This window comes from Maribacter caenipelagi, assembly GCF_004364175.1.
Classification (GTDB): domain Bacteria; phylum Bacteroidota; class Bacteroidia; order Flavobacteriales; family Flavobacteriaceae; genus Maribacter; species Maribacter caenipelagi.
The window spans coordinates 461,803-483,575 of record NZ_SNZW01000013.1; the positions used below are offsets into that span (position 1 = coordinate 461,803).

Genomic DNA, 21,773 nt, shown 5'->3' on the forward strand with positions numbered 1-21,773 from the left:
ATTAATCTAAAGAGGTGTCAATCTGTTTCTGCAGAAGCTGAACCCTTCTCAAATCATCTGAAGCTTGTAATACTTTTGATTTTAAGGATGAATTTAAATCCGGATTTTCTTTTAAGTAACTCTGTAAAATTTCAAAAGCTTCCGGTGAAGTATAATTACCTATGGTACTACTCAGCCATCTCTTCGGGAAAAAGATATCACCAGTTTTTTGTATTTCTTCAACTAAATCAAGGCTTGGTCGTAGATGCTGAATGGATTTCTCTTGATGTAAAGGGTGATTTAAGTTATTCATTGCATTAGCCACCCATGACTCTTTAGCTCGATTTTCTTCCAGTTGAAGTGATTCGAAAAAAGTATTTCTAGTCTGCTGGTCTTTTGACAAAGACGGTAGTAAAAATTTAAACCTGTTTAATTTATCATTATTACTTATAGCTTGTTCTGCCGTTTTTAGTATGCTTTCACTCTCTGGGTGTCCGTACAAAGCTAAATCCATAGCTAGCTCCGTATAATTGTCATCATTAAGCTTTAGATTGTTAATCACTAATTCTTTTTTCCAAATTTTATATAAATGGTTTAATGATAGATTGGTATAGCCAATAGATTTGTATGAGGAGTATAAGGTTTTTTTTATATTGGCAGGTAACTCTTCTTGTAATCTAGACCATACTTGCTCGCTAATTTCTTTCTGATAATAAAGACGTTGTTCTGCGGTAAGGTATTTCCAAAATACTGAAGTGGTGTATCTAGAGATGAGACTAATTAATAATTCATTCTTTTCATTAACTAGTCCTGTTGAGTATAGCTTTATGGCTTTAGCGGGAGTTATGCTTCCATTTAGCATATTCTCGTAGACATTTATGTAGGCGTAACCACGAGCCACTTGGTCATGTATAGTCGGTATGATTTCTAGATCTTTTTCCTGTATTGGAAATACTCCATATCCTTCAGCATTTGAATTATATAATATGGAAGTTGGTTTAGCCAAGCCTATAGCATCCTGTACGACCAATTCGTTATCAATCATATTTACGGTCAACGTTTTTGACTTATCAGGATAAAGAAACAGCACTTCAAATGTCTGTGGCCATGAATGATTAGTCTTATCTTCTGCATTTTGAAATAGTTTAAATGATGTTATGTAGTTGTCATCATCATATTCTATAACATGACTAAAGATGGGTCTACTAGAATTATTAACCCAAACATCGCTCCATGCAACCATATCTGTAGTAGATTTTTTGTCTAGAATGGCAATTAGTTCGCCCCAAACAGCATTTTTAAAAGCATATGTGTTTATGTATTCTTGAATACCTGTTTGAAATGCTTCTTTGCCTAAAACAGTCTCTAATTGGCGCATCATTATTGGTGCTTTATTATAGATGATGCTACCGTAAAGTGAACCTGCATTGTTTAGATTATCTAAATCTTGTCGAATAGGGTTTGTACCCAATGTTCTGTCTTCACTATAAGCATTTGGGTAGTGATTGATCATAAAAGCTAATTGATGGTCTATATCTGGGAAAGCAGGATTCATGATTTTATCTGCCATGAAGTTTGCAAATACCTCCTTCATCCAAACGTCATTAAACCAATTCATAGTTACTAAATCGCCAAACCACATATGCGATGTTTCGTGGGCAATTAGTTTTGCACGGCTTAATTTATTATTGGCCGTTGCGCTTTTATCTAAAAAGAGAGAACTTTCTCGGTACTGGATTGCTCCCACATGTTCCATACCTCCATATTGAAACCCGGGTATTGCAGCGAAATCCATTTTTTGAAAAGGAAAGGGGTATGCGGTATACTTCTCTAAAAATGATAAGGACTGCTGATGTAGATTGAAAATAGAGTCTAAGCTGTACTTAATTTTCGTAGTATCTGTTTCTCGGTATAATATAGTCATATCCATATTTGCCGGATTTTGAGTTACAGATTCAAACTTGCCTGCCACAAATGAAAATAGATAGGTACTCATTTGATCAGAAGCACCAAATTCATGTTGTGTGTATTCGCCTTTCTGAGTTTGCTTTATTTTTTTCGAACCGCTTAAAACTTTCCAGTCGCCAGGTGCGGTAATATTTAAAGTATAAACCCCCTTTATATTTGGTTGATCAAAACAGGGGAAAAGTGTTCTTGCTCTATCTGGCACTAATAGGGTATACAAGTAATCTTCATTTCTATTTAAAGAAAGTTCACCGGCATTGAACGCAATTGTAATAGTGTTATTACCTTTTATTAAATATTTCTTTGGCAAAATGATGTGTTCATTTTTATGAAGAATAGCGACATCTGTTTGATTGATAAATACCGATTTTATTTTTGAAGTTTCCTCATTAAAATCTAAGTAAACTGGCTTTTGAAGTTCCACTAAGTTGAAGTTTAGAACTAATTTTGATGATATAGGAGCATCTTGTTCTTTAGGGATATCAAAACTTAGGTTATAATGAACATTTGAGATTAGCGAAGCTCTTTGGGTTGCCATATCTTCTGATACTCCAGATTCAATGGACTTTGCAGTGTTATTTTCGTTAGAGCACGAAATTAAAAAGAGAACTAAAAAACTAGCGTAAAATAGGTTCTTCATAAGTTGGCATTATACATTGTTGTGAAAGTACTTTAATGGAAATTGCTTTCCAATTTTTCAACAACGTATAACTCTAAATGAAAATAAAATTATCGAGAAGTCATTACATATCTTTAATGACTATAGTAGACAGGTATATATTCTGAAAATTATTTACCAGCCTCGCCTGTGTATGCTTTCCAGTCTTTTTCTTTGTAAATATCACTACCAAAATAACGAGCTATTTCTAAGAATGGCTCTGGTTTCTGATAACCAGGTATTGGTGAAAGCATATTTAATTCTTCGTCTAAGAAAATGGTAGTTGGGTAACTTAAACGACCTTGCATTAAGGCTGCGGCAAATTCATGATACCCTTTTCTTCCTGATGGAACAAATTTATATGTCTTTCCTTTATATTCGATAGGGTCTTTACCTTCGCCATCAAATTTAACCATGTAGTAGTTCTCTGCCATATAAGCAGCTACTTCGGGGTTTTGAAAAGTGTCCTTATCCATTTTCTTGCACCATCCACACCAATCTGTATACACATCAATAAAGACTTTCTTTGGGTTTGTATCGGTTGCAGTTAATTCGGCAGCCTCATCCCAGGAAATCCAATTTACCTCTTGTGCATAACTAGCAGCCGAAACAAAGAGTACGGCTAAAAATAAAAATGGTTTAGAAAAAGATAAAGAATACGTTTTCATGAGTTTTATTTGAGTGTATATTCCAACTATTATACCAAAACTAACGTATTTTTAAATGCTTTATTTCACTTTTGCGGTTTCTTTAACAGCGAACAAATCTTTTACATCTACTTGGTTGCGAATTAAATCTTCAAAAATTTCTCTTTCGCGTATAAGAATTGCTTTTCCTTTATGCCAAAGAACCTCTGGTGGTCTAAATCTTGAGTTGTAGTTACTTGCCATGGTAAAGCAATACGCGCCTGCATTTTTAAAGCAAAGAATATCGCCCTCGGTAATTTCATTGATTCTTTTATTACTGGCAAAAGTATCGGTCTCACAGATATATCCTACTACAGAATAATAACGCTCTCTACCACTTGGATTAGAAATATTGTTTATGGTATGTGTAGCACCATAAAGCATTGGTCTAATTAAATGATTAAAACCAGAATCTACACTTGCAAATACGGTTGATGTTGTTTGTTTAACTACATTCACTTTTGCAAGAAAAACACCTGCTTCACTCACTAAAAATTTACCCGGCTCAAAAGCCAATGTCAAATCTTTACCATATTCTTTACAGAATTCATTAAATCGAGTACTAAGTTTTTTACCTAGTTCTTCAACATTGGTTTCAATATCTCCTTCTTTATAAGGTACTTTGAAGCCGCTACCGAAATCAATAAAATCAAGATTTTTGAAATTTCGAGCAGTATCAAAAAGAATTTCAGAAGCATATAAGAATACATCGATATCTAAAATATCACTACCTGTATGCATGTGAATACCGTTGATATTCATTTTAGTCAATTCTACAATACGAAGTAAATGCGGAATTTGATGAATACTGATTCCGAATTTAGAATCTATATGACCAACGGATATATTAGAATTTCCACCTGCCATTACATGCGGATTAATTCTTATACATACTGGGATATTTGGATGCTTACTACCAAACTGCTCTAATATAGAAAGGTTGTCTATGTTAATACGTACTCCCAATTTGGCAGCTTGCTCAATTTCTTCTAAAGAAACTCCGTTAGGGGTAAATATGATCGATTCTGGTTCAAAACCAGCTAACAAGCCTAATTGAACTTCTTGAATAGATACGGTATCAAGACCACTACCAAGACTATTCATTAATCTTAAAATAGTAATATTAGAAAGTGCCTTGGCTGCATAGTTAAGTTTCAATTTCTTAACAGAGCCAAAAGCTTTGGTCAATCTATTGAACTGTGAAACTATTTTTTCCGAGTCATAAACATACACCGGATCACCATAGGTTTTTGCGATTTGCAATAAATCCTCATTTCTCATACTATCTAATTTTAAGGCAAATTTACTTTTCTAATTTATTAAGAACAAAAATAATAACATAAAATCGCTAAAAATAACAAGTTGTGATATTTGTAACAGTTGAGAGTTCTATTTATTTTGGAGCTATATAAACTCCTTTGTACTTTTAGCATATGAAATTACCTTTATTTCCATTACAGTCCATATTCTTTCCAGGGGAGACAGTTCCCCTTCATGTTTTTGAAGATCGCTACAAGCAATTAATACAAGATTGTAGAGAAGAAGCCATCACTTTTGGTATTCCGGTATTTATAAACAATAAGATGGAATATGGTGTTGAGGTGCAGCTTGTAGAAGTAGTGACTACTTACGAAAGCGGAGAAATGGATGTGGTCTGCGTTGCAAGGCAAGTATTTAAATTGCTGGCTTTCGATAATATCATGGAGAATAAATTATATGCCGGTGGTATTGTAAAATTGTTGGAGTACGACTATGAAGCATCCGAAGAAAAAAAACAAACTATTATTAATGGTATAGAGCAATTGTATGCTATTATGGATGTGCCTTATACCCAACTCAACGCAAAAGAATTCAATAGTTTTACCCTTGCACACAAAATTGGATTGTCTTTCGAACAAGAGTACCAACTGTTACAAATACCGAAGGAAAATGATCGCCTTAATTTTATAGGCTTACACTTAACATCTACGATTACGGTATTGTCAGAAGTGAATAGAACCAAAAAGGCGATCGAACTTAATGGTCATTTTAAAAATTTTGATCCATTAGATTTTAAAGATTTAGAGATTTAAGTCTTTTTTAGCTGTAAAATGTAATAATATTTCAAGCGTTTTGTGTTTTTACCAGGTTAATTATAGTAGTTATTCTAATTAATCACCAGTATTTTTAGATTATTACTTCCTGTTTCCTATTTTTGCTTAACAATTAAATTCACCATATATATGAACCTTCACGAATATCAAGGAAAAGAGATATTAGCAAGTTTTGGGGTGCGCATCCAAAGAGGAATAGTTGCCCAAAATGCAAAAGAGGCTGTTGAGGCTGCAAAGCAATTAACTGCTGAAACCGGAACTGGATGGCATGTTATTAAAGCGCAAGTACACGCAGGTGGTCGTGGTAAAGGTGGTGGTGTAAAATTAGCCAAAAACCTTAAAGAAGTAGAAGAGATAGCAAACCAGATTATTGGTATGAACTTAATTACGCCGCAAACTTCTGCGGAAGGTAAAAAAGTACACCAAGTATTGGTTGCCGAAGATGTGTACTACCCTGGCGAAAGTGAAACTAGTGAATTCTATATGTCTGTTGTATTGAACAGAGCTACTGGTAAGAATATGATTATGTATTCTACAGAAGGTGGTATGGACATTGAAGAGGTAGCTGAAAGCACTCCGCACTTAATTTTTACAGAAGAAATTGATCCAGCTACAGGATTGTTAGGTTTTCAAGCAAGAAAAATTGCTTTTAACTTAGGTCTTTCAGGTACTGCGTTCAAAGAGATGACAAAATTCGTTGCATCATTATATAAAGCATATGTAGAAAGTGATTCTAATATGTTTGAAATTAACCCTGTATTAAAAACATCCGATGATTTAATCATGGCTGTTGATGCTAAGGTTTCTATAGATGATAATGCACTATACCGTAGAAAGCAATATGCTGAAATGCGTGATCTTAGAGAAGAGAACGCTATTGAAGTGGAAGCAAGAGAAGTTGGACTTAACTATGTAGATCTTGACGGTAACGTTGGGTGTATGGTTAACGGCGCAGGTCTTGCAATGGCAACGATGGATTTAATTAAAATGGCAGGTGGCGAGCCAGCTAACTTCTTAGATGTTGGTGGTACTGCAGATGCTAAAAGAGTTGAAGAGGCTTTTAGGATTATATTAAAAGATCCTAACGTCAAAGCAATTCTAATTAACATATTTGGTGGTATCGTTCGATGTGATCGTGTAGCACAAGGTGTTGTTGATGCTTACAAGAATATGGGCGATTCAATGAAAGTGCCGATTATTGTAAGATTACAAGGTACTAACGCTGAGTTAGCAAAAGAGATTATTGATAACTCTGGACTAGCAGTACAATCTGCCGTACAGTTTCAAGAGGCTGCAGATAAAGTAAAAGCTGTATTGGCTTAAACAAGTTTGCATATCTTAATTTATATAAAGACCATTCATTTTGAATGGTCTTTTTTTGTTTTAATTTTTAATGTAATTATTGAAAATGTAGTTAATAGGGGTAAAATCTATTTATATTATTAATTTAATATTAAATAGATGTTAAAATTATCATATTAACATTATTAATCCTTTATTTTGTGGTATGTGTAATTTATTGACGTGTTATGTCAAACCTTAAAATAGATATTATGAAAAAAATTAAAATTTTATTAATAGCTATGTTGGCAGTGGGTATCGGTACTGCTACAGCTAATGATATTGAGTATAAAGAGGACAAAGGAGCTAAATGGGTTACTACTCAAATTTATGAGATGTTGGCCGATGAGGATATACCTGATCAAATAAGAGGGGCTAAAGCTAAAATAAAAATTGCGGTTGCAGATGATGGTAAGTATAGATTATTATCTGTTGAATCAAATAATCATTTTTTGAAAGAATTTTTAAAAGAAGGAATTGATTTTGAAAGTCTTGAGCCAGGTAATAAAAACGTGGTTTATGTTATACCAATAGAAATAGCTCAATAATAATCTGAAATTTACAGTAAAAAAAGAACGCTATAAAAGCGTTCTTTTTTTTTGTTTAATAATTAAGGTGTGTATTGATTGCGTTTGTAGTTTTAATTTATTGTAATAATTAAGGATATGAATATATACTTAAGGTTACCAGATTGAAATAATGGTTAAGCCTTTAAAAATGTGTTTTTTCTATGAATTGTATTTTTAATTTTGACATGAATAATTAAGGAATTAATATTAAAGAGATGTTAAAATATGCTCAAATTGTAACATTGTTATTTTTCAGTCGTCTTTTTAATAATTCATCATCAATCAATTATTAATCACATTTCAGTATAAACTGGAGTGAAAAACAAAAAGTCATGAGAAAATTAAGTTTAGTAGTCGTAGCTGCAATGCTACTTGCAACAGGTAATGTATTAGCTAACGATGTAAAAGGTGAAAACCCTTCTAAAAATCTTTCAAAACAGATTTCAGAAATGTTAGCATTGAATAATTTTTCTGAAGAGCACAACGATTTAACTGCACAGGTGCGTTTTACCTTAAATGCAGATGGTGAAATTGTTGTATTATCTGTAAGTACAACATTCGATAAAATGGAAAGTTTTGTCAAAGCTAAATTAAACTATCAAAAAGTTAATTTGGCAGATGTAGAGGAAGGTAAAGTATATACCATTCCTGTACGAATCGAGGCATAACTCATTAGGTTATGCTTTAAAAAAATCTTAATACACAGAGGTGTATTAAGATTTTTTCTTGTTTTTATACTTTACAGAGCTAACGGCAGTATCTACCTTATTCATTTGTTTTGTTTTAAAGTCTCTTCTGTCAGTATTTCTTGGAGCAGTTTTTTGAGCCGGTTTTTTGGTGCTTGTTGACATGGCCAAAAGAACTTCGCCAGGTATTTTAGGGTCTTCTTTTGTTCCGCGTAGATGAAGAACTAATCCGTTTAAGAAATTACGTAGCACTTGATCGCCACATTCCATATAATTAGGGTGATCTTCATTTCTGAAAAAAGCACCTAATTCACTTTTAGAAATTTTAAAATCTACAAGTTGTAAAATTTCTACGATTTCATCATCTCTGAATTTTAAAGCTACTCTTAGTTTTTTAAATATATCATTATTAGTCATACCGCAATTTTAAGGACTGCAAGTTATTATAAAAATATGACCTGTTGGTTGATGTGCCTTGTTAATAGGTTGATTTATGTGAATCTAGGTTAGTAAATATCGTTTTATGTGTCAGAATATCTACATCGTATAATATAGTACGTCGTTCAGGTAGTTTAAAAATTTGAATAAAAATACAGTAAGCTTTTTTTGTGTGAATAATAAACTGAATATTAACGAATAACCTTTTAAATTAAATTCTTTTTCTTGGTGCATTTTTTAGGATGGTAAAATCGACCTATATGAAATAAAATAGCTGAATTATACGTTAAAAATATGTAGCATCTGAATATCAATTTGTTACACAAGAATATGCCTAGTAATAAAGAGAAGTTAAGTATTTTATCAGAAATGATTTCATTTGCCAAAGTTAATAACGAGGTGAAGGAGTCTGAATATGATTTTCTTTTTTCAGTTGCACAGCAATTAGAAGTGAGCAAGAAAACTTTTGATAGTCTATTTACAGCTAATGTCGAGCATGTAATCCCCAAATCTCAATCAGAACGTCTTTTACAATTTCATAGGTTGGTGTTGCTTATGAACGTTGATGACAAGCAAGATATAAATGAGGTTAAAAGAATTTACGATATTGGTTTAAAGATGGGTTTGCCACCTGGTGCAATTCAGCAAGTACTTGCTATAATGCATAAGTACCCTAATAAAATAGTGCCGCCAGAGGTGTTGATTACTATTTTTAAAGCACACTACAATTAAGACCAAGAAATAAAATCTGCATCTAATTTGCTAAGATCTCTTTTGTTTTCGATGTTGTTATTGGCATCTGCTTTTAATTCATGGATTTCCGCTTCTATAACTTCTAGCTGATTGGAATTTATCACATGATTTATAAGCGTCTTGAGCATATGCATCAATTTTCTCATTACTGTAATATCATGTTTACAGTAAAGTCTATAGGTCGCCATGACATTAAATAATATTTCTGAAAATTTTGAAGTTCTAATGAATGCCCAATTTTCACCTTCTTCGTCACTTAGGTATTCAAAATCTGCTTTACGCATTAAATCTAAAAAGAGCGAAGTTAGGTAGTCAATAGTGTTTAAAGCTGTTCCTGGGTCATTTATTCCTGGAGACATTGCCTTTACACCAATTTCTGAAATTTGTCTAAAGCCATAGATGTAGTTTTCACCAATGAGTTCCTCGTTACTAAAAAGTAATGTGCTTATTATCTTTTGCTTTAATTCGTTATCTAAAGGCTTTTCAGTTTTAAACCCTATAGTGTCATCTAAAATGAATTGTCCTTTATATAATTGTATGGTAATCTTTATAACATTCTCTTTACATAACTCAAGTAAGTCATCATCAAGTATTCCGTAGAAATATCCTGTTTCGGTAATTTCATATGTTTCCCAATACTCATGATTCGGAAACTCAAATGTATTCACCTCTTGTTTCTTTATAATCGATGCTATTTCAGATTTTGTTCTAGAATGAATAGCTGTTAGAATATTTCCTACCTGTATCGCTTGAGAGATATGATGAATAAAGTATATGAAAGCCGCCAAACATAATACTACGAGAATAATACCCAATAATACCGAAAAGCCGGGGGTTTGATAAGAGTTTTCAGTCGGTTCTATAGAAATCAGGATAAATATATTATAAAGTATCGTTGCAATATATAACCCTAAAACAATTTGATGCTTCTGGTCAGATATGATGCCTGGCAACACTCTTGGTGAGAAATTACTAGACGCTTGATTTAATAACACCATAACCATTGAGAAGCTAAATACAGTTAATGAAATTAAACCACCTATAAGGGTACTTAAAATGGTTTTAGCGGTGTCGGTGTCGTCGATTACCAATGCAGGAGTTACCTCGACGAGGTATGCAGATATATTCTTTTGTTCAAGGTATATCATTAAAAAAGCCAACAGTAATCCCGTTAAAGATATTATGGTGGGATAAAAGGCAATTCTGGTTCGTATTTGCTGAAAAATGTTAATTAGTCTATCCATTCTGAAAATTCTCTATATAAAGCTAATGAATGTGTCCACAGATAACTGTCTTATATGCTAAAATTACAACCTCGTATAATCTAATAATGACAAAATGACATTACTGTAAAGATTATAGGTGACAAAATGACGCATAATTTCGGTTGGTACATGATTTGTTCTATTCATTTCGACTATTAAATTAATTTATTTAAAAAATACGATTATGAGTTTAACAAAGAGAAATGATGTTTTGTTCCCGGCATTAATGAATGAGATTTTTAGACCAGATTGGTTTGGTGGAACTGAGAATTCACGTTCATCTGTACCAGCGGTGAACATAAAAGAAAATGAGAAAGATTTTGAATTAGAACTTTTTGTACCTGGTAGGGTAAAAGATGATTTTAAAATAGAAATCGATGATGCTGTTTTGACAATCTCAGCAGAAATTAAGGAAGAGAGTAATAAGGTGAAAGAAAATTTCACAAGAAAAGAATTTAGTATCTCATCTTTTAAAAGAGCATTTACTTTACCTGAAACAGTTGCAACAGATAAAATTGAGGCAACCTACGAAGATGGAATTTTAAAATTCAACCTTCCGAAAAAAGAAGAGGCTTTACCAAAGCCAAAAAGAATGATTGAGTTAAAGTAGGTTTTAGTTACTAAGTTTTATTAGGTTGGTTTGAGTTGTTTAGTTGAAGTGCTTTGAGAAATCAAAGCACTTTTTTTATGGTAATTTTTCAGTTAATACCGCAATACATGAAATTATACCCTCCTTATAATTTCCCATTCTTAGGTTTTCATTAGGGGCATGTATATTATTGTCTGGGTTAGGAATTCGAATAGACACCGCAGGTATATCTAATGCTTCAATGAAAGGTGCCATGGGTTGAGATCCGCCAGTGGTTCTCATATTTACTACAGTATTGCCGAACACTTTAGTTAAAGCTGAGTTTAAAAACTCACCGATAGAACTATCCATTTCTGTTCTAAACGGTTTTGAGCCAATTCTCCAATTTAGTGACACAAGTTTAGGATAAGTTGCTCTTTCTTCTTTCGTGGGTATGGAGTCGACCATATGAAAACCTTCTTCTTTAATATGCGTCCGTAGTAATTCTATTTGTCTTTCCCCGGGCGTTTCAGGTACTAATCGCATATCTATTTCAATGATTACTTCTTCAGGTATTAGGGTGCGGACTTCCTTGCCTGTCCATCCTGCTTTTAAGCCTCTAATGTTAAAAGATGGAAATTGTAATGCCTCTTGATAGTTTTCTGCAACCTTTTCTGATGTAGCTATGCCTAATCTCGAATTTAGACTGTCCATATTTTCTGGTATAGAACTAAGTAGTTCTTTGTCGCGTTCAGATAGATGAACACCATCATAAAATCCAGAAATCTGAACTATGCCTTTATCATTTTTGAAACTACTTATTAATTGTGCTGCTTTAAAAACTGGGTTTGGTGCGTAATTTCCATACTGGCCGCTATGCAATGCATCGGTCGAACCAAAAATGGTAATTGTGGCTGTGGTAATACCCCTGGCACCATATGTCAAAGTTGGTAAATTAGAAAGATGTCTTGTGCCGTCCATGATCAAAAGCATTTCTGATTGTAAGAGGTTTTTATTTTTAAGAACAGCTTTTGGTAAATCTGGTGAACCAAGTTCCTCTTGGAAATCCATGATAACTTTTATGTTGTATTCGGGAGTGATTTGTTGTTCTTCTAAAATTTTCAATGCTGAAATTAATGACATTGCCGGACCTTTAGAATCGGATGCAGACCTTGCAAAAATTCTCACATCATTGGGCATGTTTTTATGATAAAAATCAAATTCCTCCGTAGTCCATTCTCCATTTTTTAAGGTCTTAAATACGGGTTCAAAAGGATCGTTTTGAGACCACTCAGAACGGTCGACTGGTTGGCCGTCGATTTGTAAATAAAAAAGAATGCTCTTTCTATTTTTATGAAACGTTTTTTCTGCAAAGAGTAGGGGTGCGCCTTCGGTAATTAAGGTTTGTGTTTTGAATTTTAAACTCTTAAAAACACTATCACACCAAGCTTTATTATTTTCAATTTGTTCTGGAAAATTACCGTCATTTGGTAATCTTAAAAAATGATGTAAATTCGTAGTAGAGGTTATGAAATTTTCATCGACCATTAATCTAATGTCATCGCTTTTTAACTTCTGTGAAAAGCTATTTAAACTGCTGCTTATACATGCTGAAATAAGCAAAAAATTTATTAAATTTTTCATTTAATATAGTATTTTTTTAATTTAGTCTTGTCTAAAAATATTATTTAAATATTTATTTTCCAGTAGTTTAAGTTTTTTAAGGTGAAGCTTAAATGTAGATAATTTAAGTTACGGTCTAATTTGCTTAAAATGGTCTTATTCTTGCTCTTGCAATGACTTTATTTCATCTCTCAGCTTCGCAGCTTGCATAAAATCTAATTCTTTTGCAGCTTTTTCCATCGCCTTTCTTTTGTCTTTTATGAGCATTTCAATTTGCTCTTTTGTAAGATAATCCATGTCTGGTTCGGCAGCTCTCAACTCCTCTTTTATGAAGTGATATGTAGAGACTGAATTCTTGGAAAGTACACTGTCCAAACTCTTGTTTAAAGCTTTCGGCTTTATGTTATGATCCGTGTTATATTGTATCTGTTTCTGTCTTCGGTAATTGGTTTCGTCGATGGTTTTTTGCATGCTCGCCGTTATCTTGTCTGCGTACATAATTGCACGGCCATTTAGGTTTCTTGCAGCTCTACCAACGGTCTGTGTTAACGATCTATTACTACGTAAAAAGCCTTCTTTGTCCGCATCTAAAATAACCACTAAAGAAACCTCAGGTAAGTCTAATCCTTCACGTAATAAATTCACTCCAATAAGCACATCAAAAATTCCCTTTCGCAAATCTTGCATGATTTCTACGCGCTCTAAAGTGTCAACATCACTATGAATATATCTACAGCGAATATTAATTCTGTCCATATATTTGGCCAACTCTTCTGCCATTCTTTTGGTCAAGGTAGTGACTAATGTTCGTTCATCTTTTTCAACACGAATTTGTATTTCTTCTACCAAATCATCAATTTGGTTCAAGCTTGGTCTTACCTCAATTATTGGATCTAGAAGTCCGGTAGGTCTAATCACTTGTTCAACATATACACCTTGGCTTAATTGTAATTCGTAATCTGCCGGTGTTGCACTCACATATAAAACTTGATTTTGTAACGCTTCGAACTCTTCAAATTTTAATGGTCTATTATCCATCGCAGCTGGTAATCTAAAACCATAATCTACCAAATTTACTTTTCTTGAACGGTCACCACCATACATAGCATGTACCTGGGGTATGGTAACGTGACTTTCGTCTATCACCATTAAGTAGTCATCGGGAAAATAATCTAACAAGCAGAAAGGTCTTGTACCTGGCTCACGACCATCTAAATATCGAGAATAGTTTTCTATACCTGAGCAATACCCAAGTTCACGTATCATTTCTAAGTCAAAATTAGTACGCTCTTCTAGTCTTTTGGCTTCAAGTGGTTTCGCGATATCCTTGAAGTACTCTATCTGTTTAACCAGATCATCTTGAATGTTATGAATGGCATTCTGTAACACATCTTTAGATGTTACGAACATGTTAGCAGGGTATATATTTAGGTTCTCATATACTTCTATAATATTGTTGTTAAACGGGTCAAATGCCTCAATTTCCTCTATCTCATCACCGAAAAAGTGAATTCTATAGGCATGGTCTGCATAGCTAGGAAAAACATCTACAACATCTCCCTTGACTCGAAAGTTTCCATTTTTAAAATCTGCCATGGTTCTAGAATATAGCGATTGTACTAATTGTTGCATTAGCTTAGTTCTAGCAATAACCTGGTCTTTTTTTATGGAGATAACATTTTTCTGAAATTCGATCGGATTACCAATACCATATAGGCAGGAAACTGAGGCAATTACGATCACATCTCTTCTGCCTGAAAGTAACGACGAAGTAGTGCTTAGACGTAATTTCTCAATATCTTCATTAATAGAAAGATCTTTTTCAATGTAAACGCCACTTGTAGGTATAAAAGCCTCTGGTTGATAATAGTCGTAATACGACACAAAATACTCTACGGCATTATCAGGAAAAAACTGCTTGAACTCTGAATATAGCTGGGCCGCTAAGGTTTTATTATGTGCTAATATTAATGTTGGCTTTTGAACTTGTTCAATAACATTGGCTACAGTAAATGTTTTTCCTGAACCTGTAACACCTAACAATGTTTGGTATTTTTCATTTTCATTTAAACCTTTAACCAATTCCTTGATAGCATTTGGCTGATCTCCAGTGGGTTTGAACTCTGATACTACTTTGAATTTCATACTGTAAAATTACGAAAGAAGTGCGATTTAAAGGAGTGCAATACAAATATTCATTAAGTCTATCGAATCAGTGAAAAATGACCCATTATTGGTTTCTGATTAAGAAAACTTGCTTTATACCAATAGTCAGATTGTGGCATTTCTCTATTATTAAAATTGCCATCCCATCCAATACTGTTTGGGTTAATTTGCTGTATTAAACTTCCATATTGATTAAATATGTGTATCACTTCTATTACTGCCTCAAAATTTTCAATAGGTGGCGTATACTGCCAGTAATCATTTATACCATCACCATTAGGTGAGAAAAAGGAAGGAAAATCTTTTCTAGTAATATCTCTATCAACCGTTCTTTGAGTGATGCCACATCCATTTTTATCTCGAACAAAAGCAAAATGATTACCACCTAGTATTTCGGTAAATATGGGGGAGTCTTGGTATGGTCCATCACGGTTATCTAACGCGTATTCATATTGACCACCACCTGTAGCATTAATATTTATAGTTTTACCAAGTGCAGTATTTGTAATTTCTATTGCCGTAATAGTAGCTTCTTCCGATGCAACTACATCTATAAGTTTAGAACTAATACATTCAATATCGCCCGCGTCGGTAGCTATATTATTATACGCTTCAAATCTATATTTGCCAGGTGCAGAAATTGCAACACTTTGTGTTTCTGATAACAATGTTTCTTCGCTACCGATATTTGTTAAATACCATCTAAAACCATCGGCATTATCGTTTGATGATATGGTATAAGGTAGTTCGTCACTGCATATACCTACTGTATTGGGTAAATTAATAATTGGAGCCCTATATATTAACTCGCCGGTAGTTTCTGAAATGTAGGGGTCACAAACATATACTGCAAAACTAGTAGTGAATATCTCTTCAATACAAGATGTCGCTATTCCGATATCATTATAGGGTTCAATTTTTACATAAATATTTGAGTTTTGTGGTAAATCATCTGGCGGGTCATAACTCAAATCATTGTTAATATCAAGATTATTTACTATTTCATTACCATTCGGTGTGGTGCCAATTGATAAATAATAGCCCGTTGCTGTCGGTACGTATGCCCATTCAATATCTGTGATAATGGTTACACTACCTGCATTATTATCTGGCGTAATTAATACGGAGCAAGTTGGGGGTGTGGTAACTTCTACTGTTGTAAAAACAAGTTCGTCACAGCTGATTGGCGGACCGTCATACGGAACTAAACTTAATGTTGCGTAAATGGTCGTATTGTCTGGGAAACCAACTGGCGGAGTGTAAAAAGGGTTTGTTCCAATAGGTTTTCTATCTAAAATCTCAGTGCCTTGCGGAGTGGTACCAATTGAGAGAATATAGCCGTTGTAACCTAAAACTTCGGTCCAGGTTAGTGTAGTGTTTACTTCAACGTTATCTGAACCGTTGTTTGGAAATGAAAATTCTGTACAATCTTGTCCATAAAAAAATGAATTTGTCAAAAAGAGGCATATCAACCTTAGGAAGAAAGACATTTTTTTCATTTTTATATAAATTAATTCAGCTATCGTTTCAAGCTAAAATGACCTTTAATAATTTTATTATTGGTGGCTATTGCTTTGAACCAGTAATTGGATTCGGGAAGTGCTTTGCCATTTAAATTTCCGTTCCAGCCATTTGTATTTGGTGCTATTTGGGCTAGTAGTGTACCGAATTTATCAAATATATAAATTACTGAAACATTGTTTTCACCCGTTTCAACAGGCGGTATAAACTGCCAATAATCATTGATACCATCTCCATTAGGGGTAAAGAAATTTGGAAAACCGTTCACCGTCAAATCTTGCTCAACTAAACGTTCGGCAATTCCGCATCCAGCTTTATCGCGAACGTATACGGTATGGTTTTGTAGCGAAATGTTTGTAAAGCGATTAGAATTTTGATAAGGTCCGTCTATTGTATCTAGCGCATATTCATAATTGCCGTTTGTGGTAGTACTTATTTCATAGTTAAGAGAGTTCGCACTTATTTGTACCCTAACATTTTCTATTTCTGGGGTTTGAGATATTTCTGCTTTAAATGTTTTTGACGAAGCACATTCAAATGTTCTACCGGAGTCCTCAAAATTTACATAAGCTTCATAAATATATTCACCCTCTTCAGCTATTAAAACTTCTGCAGTACTTGAAAGTAATGTTTCATTTCCTCTATCATCTAATTTATACCACCGATAGCCGTCTGCTTCATCAGTTGCCATAATTACACCGAGGTCATTTTCTAAACATATTGTAATGGTATCAGGAAAAGTTAAATCGGGATTCAATACCAACAATTCGCCACTTAAAGGGTCAAAATATGGTCCGCAGCCGACCAGTGTAGAAAAGGTTTCTTGAGTACAACCAATTGCTTCACCTGCTTCGTTAAAAGGATAGATGGATATAAAGAATGTTCGGTTGGGTTCAAAATCAATAATGACCGTTGAGGTCCTATAAAATATGGCATCTTCTAAGATATTCGTTTCAAAAGGAGAGGTTCCAATAGATACTCTATAACCTACTGCATTCGGCACTGCGTTCCATTCCAAGGTCGGACTCAAAGGTACATTCGTTTCTCCATTTAAAGGAGAGGTCATACTTGTGCATAAAGGTAATATCGCTGCCGCAGCTGTTGTAAAGACTGATGGACTACAACTATTTGCTAAACCAATTCTGTTGTAGGGTATAATTGTTACGTAAATATCAGTTTCCGCGGGTAAATCTGTAGCTGGATTATAGCTTAATGTATTTGCCACGTCGGTACGGGCAAGAATTTCACCACCGTTAAAAGAAGTGCCAATTGTTAAAAAATAACCGCTTGCACCGGCTACTGCATTCCATGAAATATTAGTTGCCGTATTTACATCTATCTCATTATTTGTTGGGATAGTAGATGACACACATTGCGGAACTTCACTTAAGGCTGCCGTCGTAAAGCTTTGGCTATCGCAGGTTATATTTGGTTGATTGAAAAAAAAGAGTGTAACGGTAACGAATATTTCGGTATTCTCTGGTAAGCCCGTAGTTGGGGTGTAACTTGTTGCAGAACCAACATTTCTCTCATTTAAAATATCATTGCCGCCTTCTGTGGTACCTAGTGAAATAATATAACCAGGTACACCTGTAACAGCTTCCCAACTAATAGTAGCATCTACGGGAACCAAGGTAGAACTATTTACGGGATTTATAAGAGCGGGACATTCTTGTGCCGAAGATTTAAAAATAATGAATAGCAATGCTATGAAAAATATTGGCATAACCAATATTTTGGATATTCTCATGTCCCATTTTTTTTTCATAGCATTTTCGTAAACAATACAATATACTACAAAATGAAAATCTATTCTTTTAGTGTGCTGTTAATTAAGATTATTTACCCTTTACGGCAGATGAATTAAAGGTCTCGTTTTTTTAGAATAGCATAAGATCCGTAAATGAAAATAGCTATCCACGCCATAACAATTACAATTTCATACCAATGTATGTAATAATCTAATGCGAGTTTTTCACCCATTTGGTTTGCGACAGATTGTACTGCACCTAAACGTGAGAACGGTTCTTTGATAAGGTTGAACATTGCCTGTAATGGAAAAAAGCCCATGATGGTATCTGTAGTTTCTCCATCAAAAAACTTCCATCGAATAATACCTCTAAAAATACCTTCAAAAACTTGCCAAAGAATTAAAAAACCAAGAGCAAAGGCTGATCTTTTTACTAAAACGCCTAAGAATAGACAGAAAGAAAAGAAACCGGTTAGCTTAATGAAAAATGCCAAAATAAACTCTAAATCGCTTAGAATGATAGAAACTTCTGTAAAATCTGAGTAAAATAGGCCTAAAATTAGAGAAACAATAAATACGAATAAGGTAGAGACCAGTGAAAAAGTAATGACGGTCAAGAATTTAGAAAGTATAAATTCCTTTTTTGAGAGTCCGTCAATTAGATTCTGTTTTATCGTTTTATTGCTGTATTCGTTAGACATCATCGAAACAATAACAATGGCTAGAAATAACTTGAAGAACCCTGTAATAAATGTGTTGAAGTGCCAGATATAAGGAAAATTAAAAATACCCTGATCTGCTAAATGAAACTTTATAGGGCCGATGTCAAATTTTATAGCAGCTACCAAGGCGATAGAGGTTAAAAGTGCGAAGTATGAGATAATCAACACTTTGCTAGCCCTATTGTTCCAAAGTTTTATAAATTCTATTTGAAGTAATCGTATCATGAAGGTGGTGTTTTAGGCGTTAGCATTTTTAGTTAAGGCAAGAAATTGTTCTTCTAAACTTTCTTTTCGTTTTACTAAATGAGATACGATAATGCCTTTTTCAAAAAGTAATTTGTTCAATGATTGTGCATCTAATTCAGAAGTCAAGATTGCCGTGACCAAACCATTTTCTTGTTTTATACTACCAAAATTTTCATTAGTGCTCAAATATGATTTTAGTTTTTCTAAGTTGTCAGATTTTAATTCGAAAAAACCGAAACTCGCTTGTAAACTATCTACTCTGCCAGAATATAACTTTTCGCCTTTTCTCAAAATAACTACATGCGAGCATACTTTTTCGACCTCATCTAATAAGTGTGATGCCAAAAGAATAGTAGTACCTTTTGCTGCGATGGTCTTAATGATTTCCCTGATTTGATGAATACCTTGGGGATCTAGACCATTGGTAGGTTCATCTAAAATTAATATTTCTGGATCGTTCAATAGGGCAGAGGCAATAGCCAAACGCTGCTTCATACCAAGGGAGAAAGTCCTGAATTTGCTATTTTTTCTATCTAAGAGTCCAACTATATCTAGCTTTTCTTCAATTTTTTCTTCGGATACGTCTTTAATCTTGCAAACTAGTTTTAAGTTTTGCAAAGCGGTCATATAAGGGTAGAAGTTTGGGCGTTCGATGATGGCGCCTACTTTTTTTAAAGCTTCATGTGTTGAGGTATCGCCACCAAACCAAGCAAATTCTCCGCTGGTTTTATTGACTACGTTTAAAACGATGCCAAGGGTAGTTGATTTGCCGCTACCGTTCGGACCTAAAATTCCATAAACATTGCCTTTTTCTATAGTAAACGATAAATCTTTTACTGCAGTAAGGTACCCGAATTTTTTAGTAAGATTATTGACTGTTAAAATAGTACTCACGTCAAGTGTTTTTTGATTGGTTACGTATACTTGACGACAAACGTATAAGATTGTTACAATAAGAAGTTAAAATCTTGTTGCCCTGAAGGTAATTCTTCTATTAGTGATTACTCTTGTAGGTGTATTAAAAGTAACACTTACGGTTTCTGAAGGTTCATCTGTAGTTATATTACTATCAGTTTGACCTTGAGTATTACTAATATTATTTGTGTGGGTAGCAGTTGAAGTACTGAAATAGGGCAAAGTAACTAGAGTTACCAGTGTTAAAGTTTCTAAATCTCCATTGTTCATGCTTCCAATAGACCATTGAGGTTCTGTAAAACTACCTTTAGAAACAGATGATGAGAGCAAAGAAATACCATCAGGTAATATATCTTTAATCGCTAGGTTTGAAATCGGATTAATACCAAGACTTTCTACAGTAATGGTAAAAGTTACCGAATCTCCATCAGTAACGGTTTTTGTATCTGTAATATTTTTAATAATAATATCGGGTAAACAATAATAAGCTGCAATAGGTTGATAATCATAGGTACAACTACCTTTGGTAACCCTTACAAAATAATCGCCCGCCTCGCTAGGATTGTAACTTGAAAATATTGCCCTCAGTACAAAAGTTCCGTTTTCTTACCATTGCTACGCATCAAAATCGGCATCAATTTCGCTAATCCACGCATCAGTTAAGCATCCGCCTCCATTAACTTCTAGGTCAACTTCTGGAACATTGACTAATGTTGAGAAATAACCCGCAATTCCACGATAGGCATTTACACCGAAAAAACCTACGGCAATTGGTCCAGTAGATTGTAAACTTACATTTCCTTAAAGGTTAGAAATATAAAATGTCTTCCTATCTGTAGATCCTGCTACTGGTAAAGAAGCTGGCAGTGTTTTTAACAAAAATGTCCGTATTATTTTGAGTAGCGATAATAATTGGAAATTCTGTACTATTTTGACCATTTCCTCTGTTATACATACTCTTTACCAATTTTATTTATAGGTGCTGGTTGGTCTATACTTGCATCTCTGCTGCTTGATGAGCTGGATGCTACCCCGTAATTTAAACCACCATTACTAATGGCAATGTTTTTTGTTGCAGCGATTGATGCCCCTAGCCACCCGTCTATGTTTGCCGAAGTTTCATTAGTATAGGCTTATAGCACAAAACTTTAATTTTTGTTTAAAGTAATTTGAATATTATCACTTGTAGTTCCATCTCTATCGTTCTGCAAGCGAAATTCGCAACCAAAATCATAACCGGTAATATCTACTACCGTATTATCTTCTATTGCCTTAATAGCTAAAGATGTTGATATATCTGAAGTAGTTGCATAATTTGGCGCACCGCCGCATTTAAATTTTATACGTAAGGCTTGCCTTCCTTTAGAAGTTAAAGATGTTGCATGTGCTGAAGAAGTACCTCCTTAATTTACATAAAATTTTTGTCCGCCCGGAGATTCAAATCGGAGTTCGCTACTGTTAATAACAACCCCTTTATTGGCATTTTGTACCATAGTAATATTGTTGTCACCATTGGCCAATGTAAATTCCCTGTGAGCTATATTAGAAATAGAGAATGTTGCGTCTGGTGTTGTAGCTATTCGAATATAAGCGTTAATCGTAAATGAGGTTGTTTCTGGAGTTGAAAGATAAATGGCTTGTTCGTTAATTGATGAGTTATTACTACCCTTTTTTAACGGCGGTAAGTAATGAAGGTCACTTAGCTGGGAAAAGCCAGTTGCGGAAACCATCATCAATAAAATAAGTAAAAAAAACTTTTACTTCATTATAAGCTTGCCAGGAATAAGTATTGAAAATTAAAGAAACTTAAATCGTCATTATATCACAGT

Annotated in this window: 20 protein-coding genes; 6 read left to right on the forward strand and 14 right to left on the reverse strand. The window is 34.0% G+C overall.

Annotation, left to right across the window (positions count from 1 at the left end; genetic code table 11):
• Nucleotide 1 precedes the first annotated feature (1 nt).
• The 3 genes from DFQ03_RS06995 to lysA form a co-directional block, all read right to left on the reverse strand.
• Entirely contained in the window at nt 2-2,584 is a 2,583-nt protein-coding gene (locus tag DFQ03_RS06995; RefSeq protein ID WP_133672451.1) for a M1 family metallopeptidase, read from the reverse strand.
• Nucleotides 2,585-2,733: 149 nt separating this feature from the next.
• Nucleotides 2,734-3,270 (reverse strand): thioredoxin family protein, encoded by a 537-nt coding sequence (locus DFQ03_RS07000; protein WP_133672452.1) that lies wholly within the window; start codon nt 3,268-3,270, stop codon nt 2,734-2,736.
• Between the two features lie 60 nt (nt 3,271-3,330).
• Entirely contained in the window at nt 3,331-4,569 is a 1,239-nt protein-coding gene (gene lysA / locus DFQ03_RS07005) for a diaminopimelate decarboxylase (RefSeq protein WP_133672453.1), read from the reverse strand.
• 152 nt (nt 4,570-4,721) lie between these two features.
• Between lysA and DFQ03_RS07010 the strand changes: the two genes are divergently transcribed.
• The 4 genes from DFQ03_RS07010 to DFQ03_RS07025 all read left to right on the forward strand — a co-directional run bounded on the left by DFQ03_RS07010 (nt 4,722) and on the right by DFQ03_RS07025 (nt 7,959).
• Nucleotides 4,722-5,360, forward strand: a complete 639-nt coding sequence (locus DFQ03_RS07010) for an LON peptidase substrate-binding domain-containing protein (protein WP_133672454.1) — start codon at nt 4,722-4,724, stop codon at nt 5,358-5,360.
• A 150-nt stretch (nt 5,361-5,510) separates the two neighbouring features.
• Nucleotides 5,511-6,704, forward strand: coding sequence for an ADP-forming succinate--CoA ligase subunit beta (gene sucC / locus DFQ03_RS07015; protein WP_133672455.1), 1,194 nt, complete (start codon nt 5,511-5,513; stop codon nt 6,702-6,704).
• A 230-nt stretch (nt 6,705-6,934) separates the two neighbouring features.
• The gene (locus DFQ03_RS07020; protein WP_133672456.1) at nt 6,935-7,270 is read left to right on the forward strand and encodes a hypothetical protein; all 336 of its coding nucleotides are present in this window, start codon (nt 6,935-6,937) and stop codon (nt 7,268-7,270) included.
• A gap of 353 nt (nt 7,271-7,623) precedes the next feature.
• The gene (locus DFQ03_RS07025) at nt 7,624-7,959 is read left to right on the forward strand and encodes a hypothetical protein (protein ID WP_133672457.1); all 336 of its coding nucleotides are present in this window, start codon (nt 7,624-7,626) and stop codon (nt 7,957-7,959) included.
• A gap of 45 nt (nt 7,960-8,004) precedes the next feature.
• Here DFQ03_RS07025 and DFQ03_RS07030 read toward each other — a convergent pair whose 3' ends face one another.
• A complete protein-coding gene (locus tag DFQ03_RS07030) occupies nt 8,005-8,394 on the reverse strand; it encodes a DUF1456 family protein (RefSeq protein WP_133672458.1) in 390 nt (129 codons plus the stop codon).
• Between the two features lie 351 nt (nt 8,395-8,745).
• Here DFQ03_RS07030 and DFQ03_RS07035 point away from each other — a divergent pair, with 351 nt between their 5' ends.
• Complete coding sequence (locus DFQ03_RS07035) at nt 8,746-9,147, forward strand: TerB family tellurite resistance protein (protein ID WP_133672459.1); 402 nt, start codon at nt 8,746-8,748, stop codon at nt 9,145-9,147.
• On the opposite strand, the gene DFQ03_RS07040 is transcribed toward DFQ03_RS07035, so the two are convergent.
• Nucleotides 9,144-10,412: a DUF2254 domain-containing protein gene (locus DFQ03_RS07040; protein WP_133672460.1), complete on the reverse strand. Its 1,269-nt coding sequence runs from the start codon at nt 10,410-10,412 to the stop codon at nt 9,144-9,146. The two genes, DFQ03_RS07035 and DFQ03_RS07040, sit on opposite strands and share 4 nt — an antisense overlap.
• 205 nt (nt 10,413-10,617) lie before the next feature.
• Here DFQ03_RS07040 and DFQ03_RS07045 point away from each other — a divergent pair, with 205 nt between their 5' ends.
• Nucleotides 10,618-11,043, forward strand: coding sequence for an Hsp20/alpha crystallin family protein (locus DFQ03_RS07045; protein ID WP_133672461.1), 426 nt, complete (start codon nt 10,618-10,620; stop codon nt 11,041-11,043).
• 75 nt (nt 11,044-11,118) lie between these two features.
• Here the strand turns inward: DFQ03_RS07045 and DFQ03_RS07050 are convergent, their stop codons facing one another.
• The 9 genes from DFQ03_RS07050 to DFQ03_RS07085 form a co-directional block, all read right to left on the reverse strand.
• Entirely contained in the window at nt 11,119-12,645 is a 1,527-nt protein-coding gene (locus DFQ03_RS07050; RefSeq protein WP_133672462.1) for a M20/M25/M40 family metallo-hydrolase, read from the reverse strand.
• Between the two features lie 135 nt (nt 12,646-12,780).
• Nucleotides 12,781-14,769, reverse strand: coding sequence for an excinuclease ABC subunit UvrB (gene uvrB / locus DFQ03_RS07055; protein ID WP_133672463.1), 1,989 nt, complete (start codon nt 14,767-14,769; stop codon nt 12,781-12,783).
• Between the two features lie 59 nt (nt 14,770-14,828).
• Nucleotides 14,829-16,247 (reverse strand): T9SS type B sorting domain-containing protein, encoded by a 1,419-nt coding sequence (locus tag DFQ03_RS07060; RefSeq protein WP_166637444.1) that lies wholly within the window; start codon nt 16,245-16,247, stop codon nt 14,829-14,831.
• A gap of 62 nt (nt 16,248-16,309) precedes the next feature.
• Nucleotides 16,310-18,037, reverse strand: a complete 1,728-nt coding sequence (locus tag DFQ03_RS07065) for a T9SS type B sorting domain-containing protein (RefSeq protein WP_166637445.1) — start codon at nt 18,035-18,037, stop codon at nt 16,310-16,312.
• A gap of 137 nt (nt 18,038-18,174) precedes the next feature.
• Nucleotides 18,175-19,008, reverse strand: a complete 834-nt coding sequence (locus tag DFQ03_RS07070) for an ABC transporter permease (protein WP_133672466.1) — start codon at nt 19,006-19,008, stop codon at nt 18,175-18,177.
• Nucleotides 19,009-19,020: 12 nt separating this feature from the next.
• Complete coding sequence (locus DFQ03_RS07075; RefSeq protein ID WP_133672467.1) at nt 19,021-19,923, reverse strand: ABC transporter ATP-binding protein; 903 nt, start codon at nt 19,921-19,923, stop codon at nt 19,021-19,023.
• 66 nt (nt 19,924-19,989) lie between these two features.
• Nucleotides 19,990-20,532, reverse strand: a complete 543-nt coding sequence (locus DFQ03_RS07080) for a DUF11 domain-containing protein (RefSeq protein ID WP_133672468.1) — start codon at nt 20,530-20,532, stop codon at nt 19,990-19,992.
• 359 nt (nt 20,533-20,891) lie between these two features.
• Nucleotides 20,892-21,050 (reverse strand): hypothetical protein, encoded by a 159-nt coding sequence (locus tag DFQ03_RS18780; RefSeq protein WP_166637450.1) that lies wholly within the window; start codon nt 21,048-21,050, stop codon nt 20,892-20,894.
• A gap of 297 nt (nt 21,051-21,347) precedes the next feature.
• Nucleotides 21,348-21,677 (reverse strand): hypothetical protein, encoded by a 330-nt coding sequence (locus tag DFQ03_RS07085; protein WP_133672469.1) that lies wholly within the window; start codon nt 21,675-21,677, stop codon nt 21,348-21,350.
• Nucleotides 21,678-21,773: the final 96 nt, after the last annotated feature.

Bases quoted from the DNA above. Each gene is read 5' to 3' on its own strand.
- DFQ03_RS06995 (WP_133672451.1), bottom strand. From the start codon at position 2,584: ATGAAGAACCTATTTTACGCTAGTTTTTTAGTTCTCTTTTTAATTTCG.
- DFQ03_RS07000 (WP_133672452.1), bottom strand. From the start codon at position 3,270: ATGAAAACGTATTCTTTATCTTTTTCTAAACCATTTTTATTTTTAGCC.
- lysA (WP_133672453.1), bottom strand. From the start codon at position 4,569: ATGAGAAATGAGGATTTATTGCAAATCGCAAAAACCTATGGTGATCCG.
- DFQ03_RS07010 (WP_133672454.1), top strand. From the start codon at position 4,722: ATGAAATTACCTTTATTTCCATTACAGTCCATATTCTTTCCAGGGGAG.
- sucC (WP_133672455.1), top strand. From the start codon at position 5,511: ATGAACCTTCACGAATATCAAGGAAAAGAGATATTAGCAAGTTTTGGG.
- DFQ03_RS07020 (WP_133672456.1), top strand. From the start codon at position 6,935: ATGAAAAAAATTAAAATTTTATTAATAGCTATGTTGGCAGTGGGTATC.
- DFQ03_RS07025 (WP_133672457.1), top strand. From the start codon at position 7,624: ATGAGAAAATTAAGTTTAGTAGTCGTAGCTGCAATGCTACTTGCAACA.
- DFQ03_RS07030 (WP_133672458.1), bottom strand. From the start codon at position 8,394: ATGACTAATAATGATATATTTAAAAAACTAAGAGTAGCTTTAAAATTC.
- DFQ03_RS07035 (WP_133672459.1), top strand. From the start codon at position 8,746: ATGCCTAGTAATAAAGAGAAGTTAAGTATTTTATCAGAAATGATTTCA.
- DFQ03_RS07040 (WP_133672460.1), bottom strand. From the start codon at position 10,412: ATGGATAGACTAATTAACATTTTTCAGCAAATACGAACCAGAATTGCC.
- DFQ03_RS07045 (WP_133672461.1), top strand. From the start codon at position 10,618: ATGAGTTTAACAAAGAGAAATGATGTTTTGTTCCCGGCATTAATGAAT.
- DFQ03_RS07050 (WP_133672462.1), bottom strand. From the start codon at position 12,645: ATGAAAAATTTAATAAATTTTTTGCTTATTTCAGCATGTATAAGCAGC.
- uvrB (WP_133672463.1), bottom strand. From the start codon at position 14,769: ATGAAATTCAAAGTAGTATCAGAGTTCAAACCCACTGGAGATCAGCCA.
- DFQ03_RS07065 (WP_166637445.1), bottom strand. From the start codon at position 18,037: ATGCCAATATTTTTCATAGCATTGCTATTCATTATTTTTAAATCTTCG.
- DFQ03_RS07070 (WP_133672466.1), bottom strand. From the start codon at position 19,008: ATGATACGATTACTTCAAATAGAATTTATAAAACTTTGGAACAATAGG.
- DFQ03_RS07085 (WP_133672469.1), bottom strand. From the start codon at position 21,677: ATGATGGTTTCCGCAACTGGCTTTTCCCAGCTAAGTGACCTTCATTAC.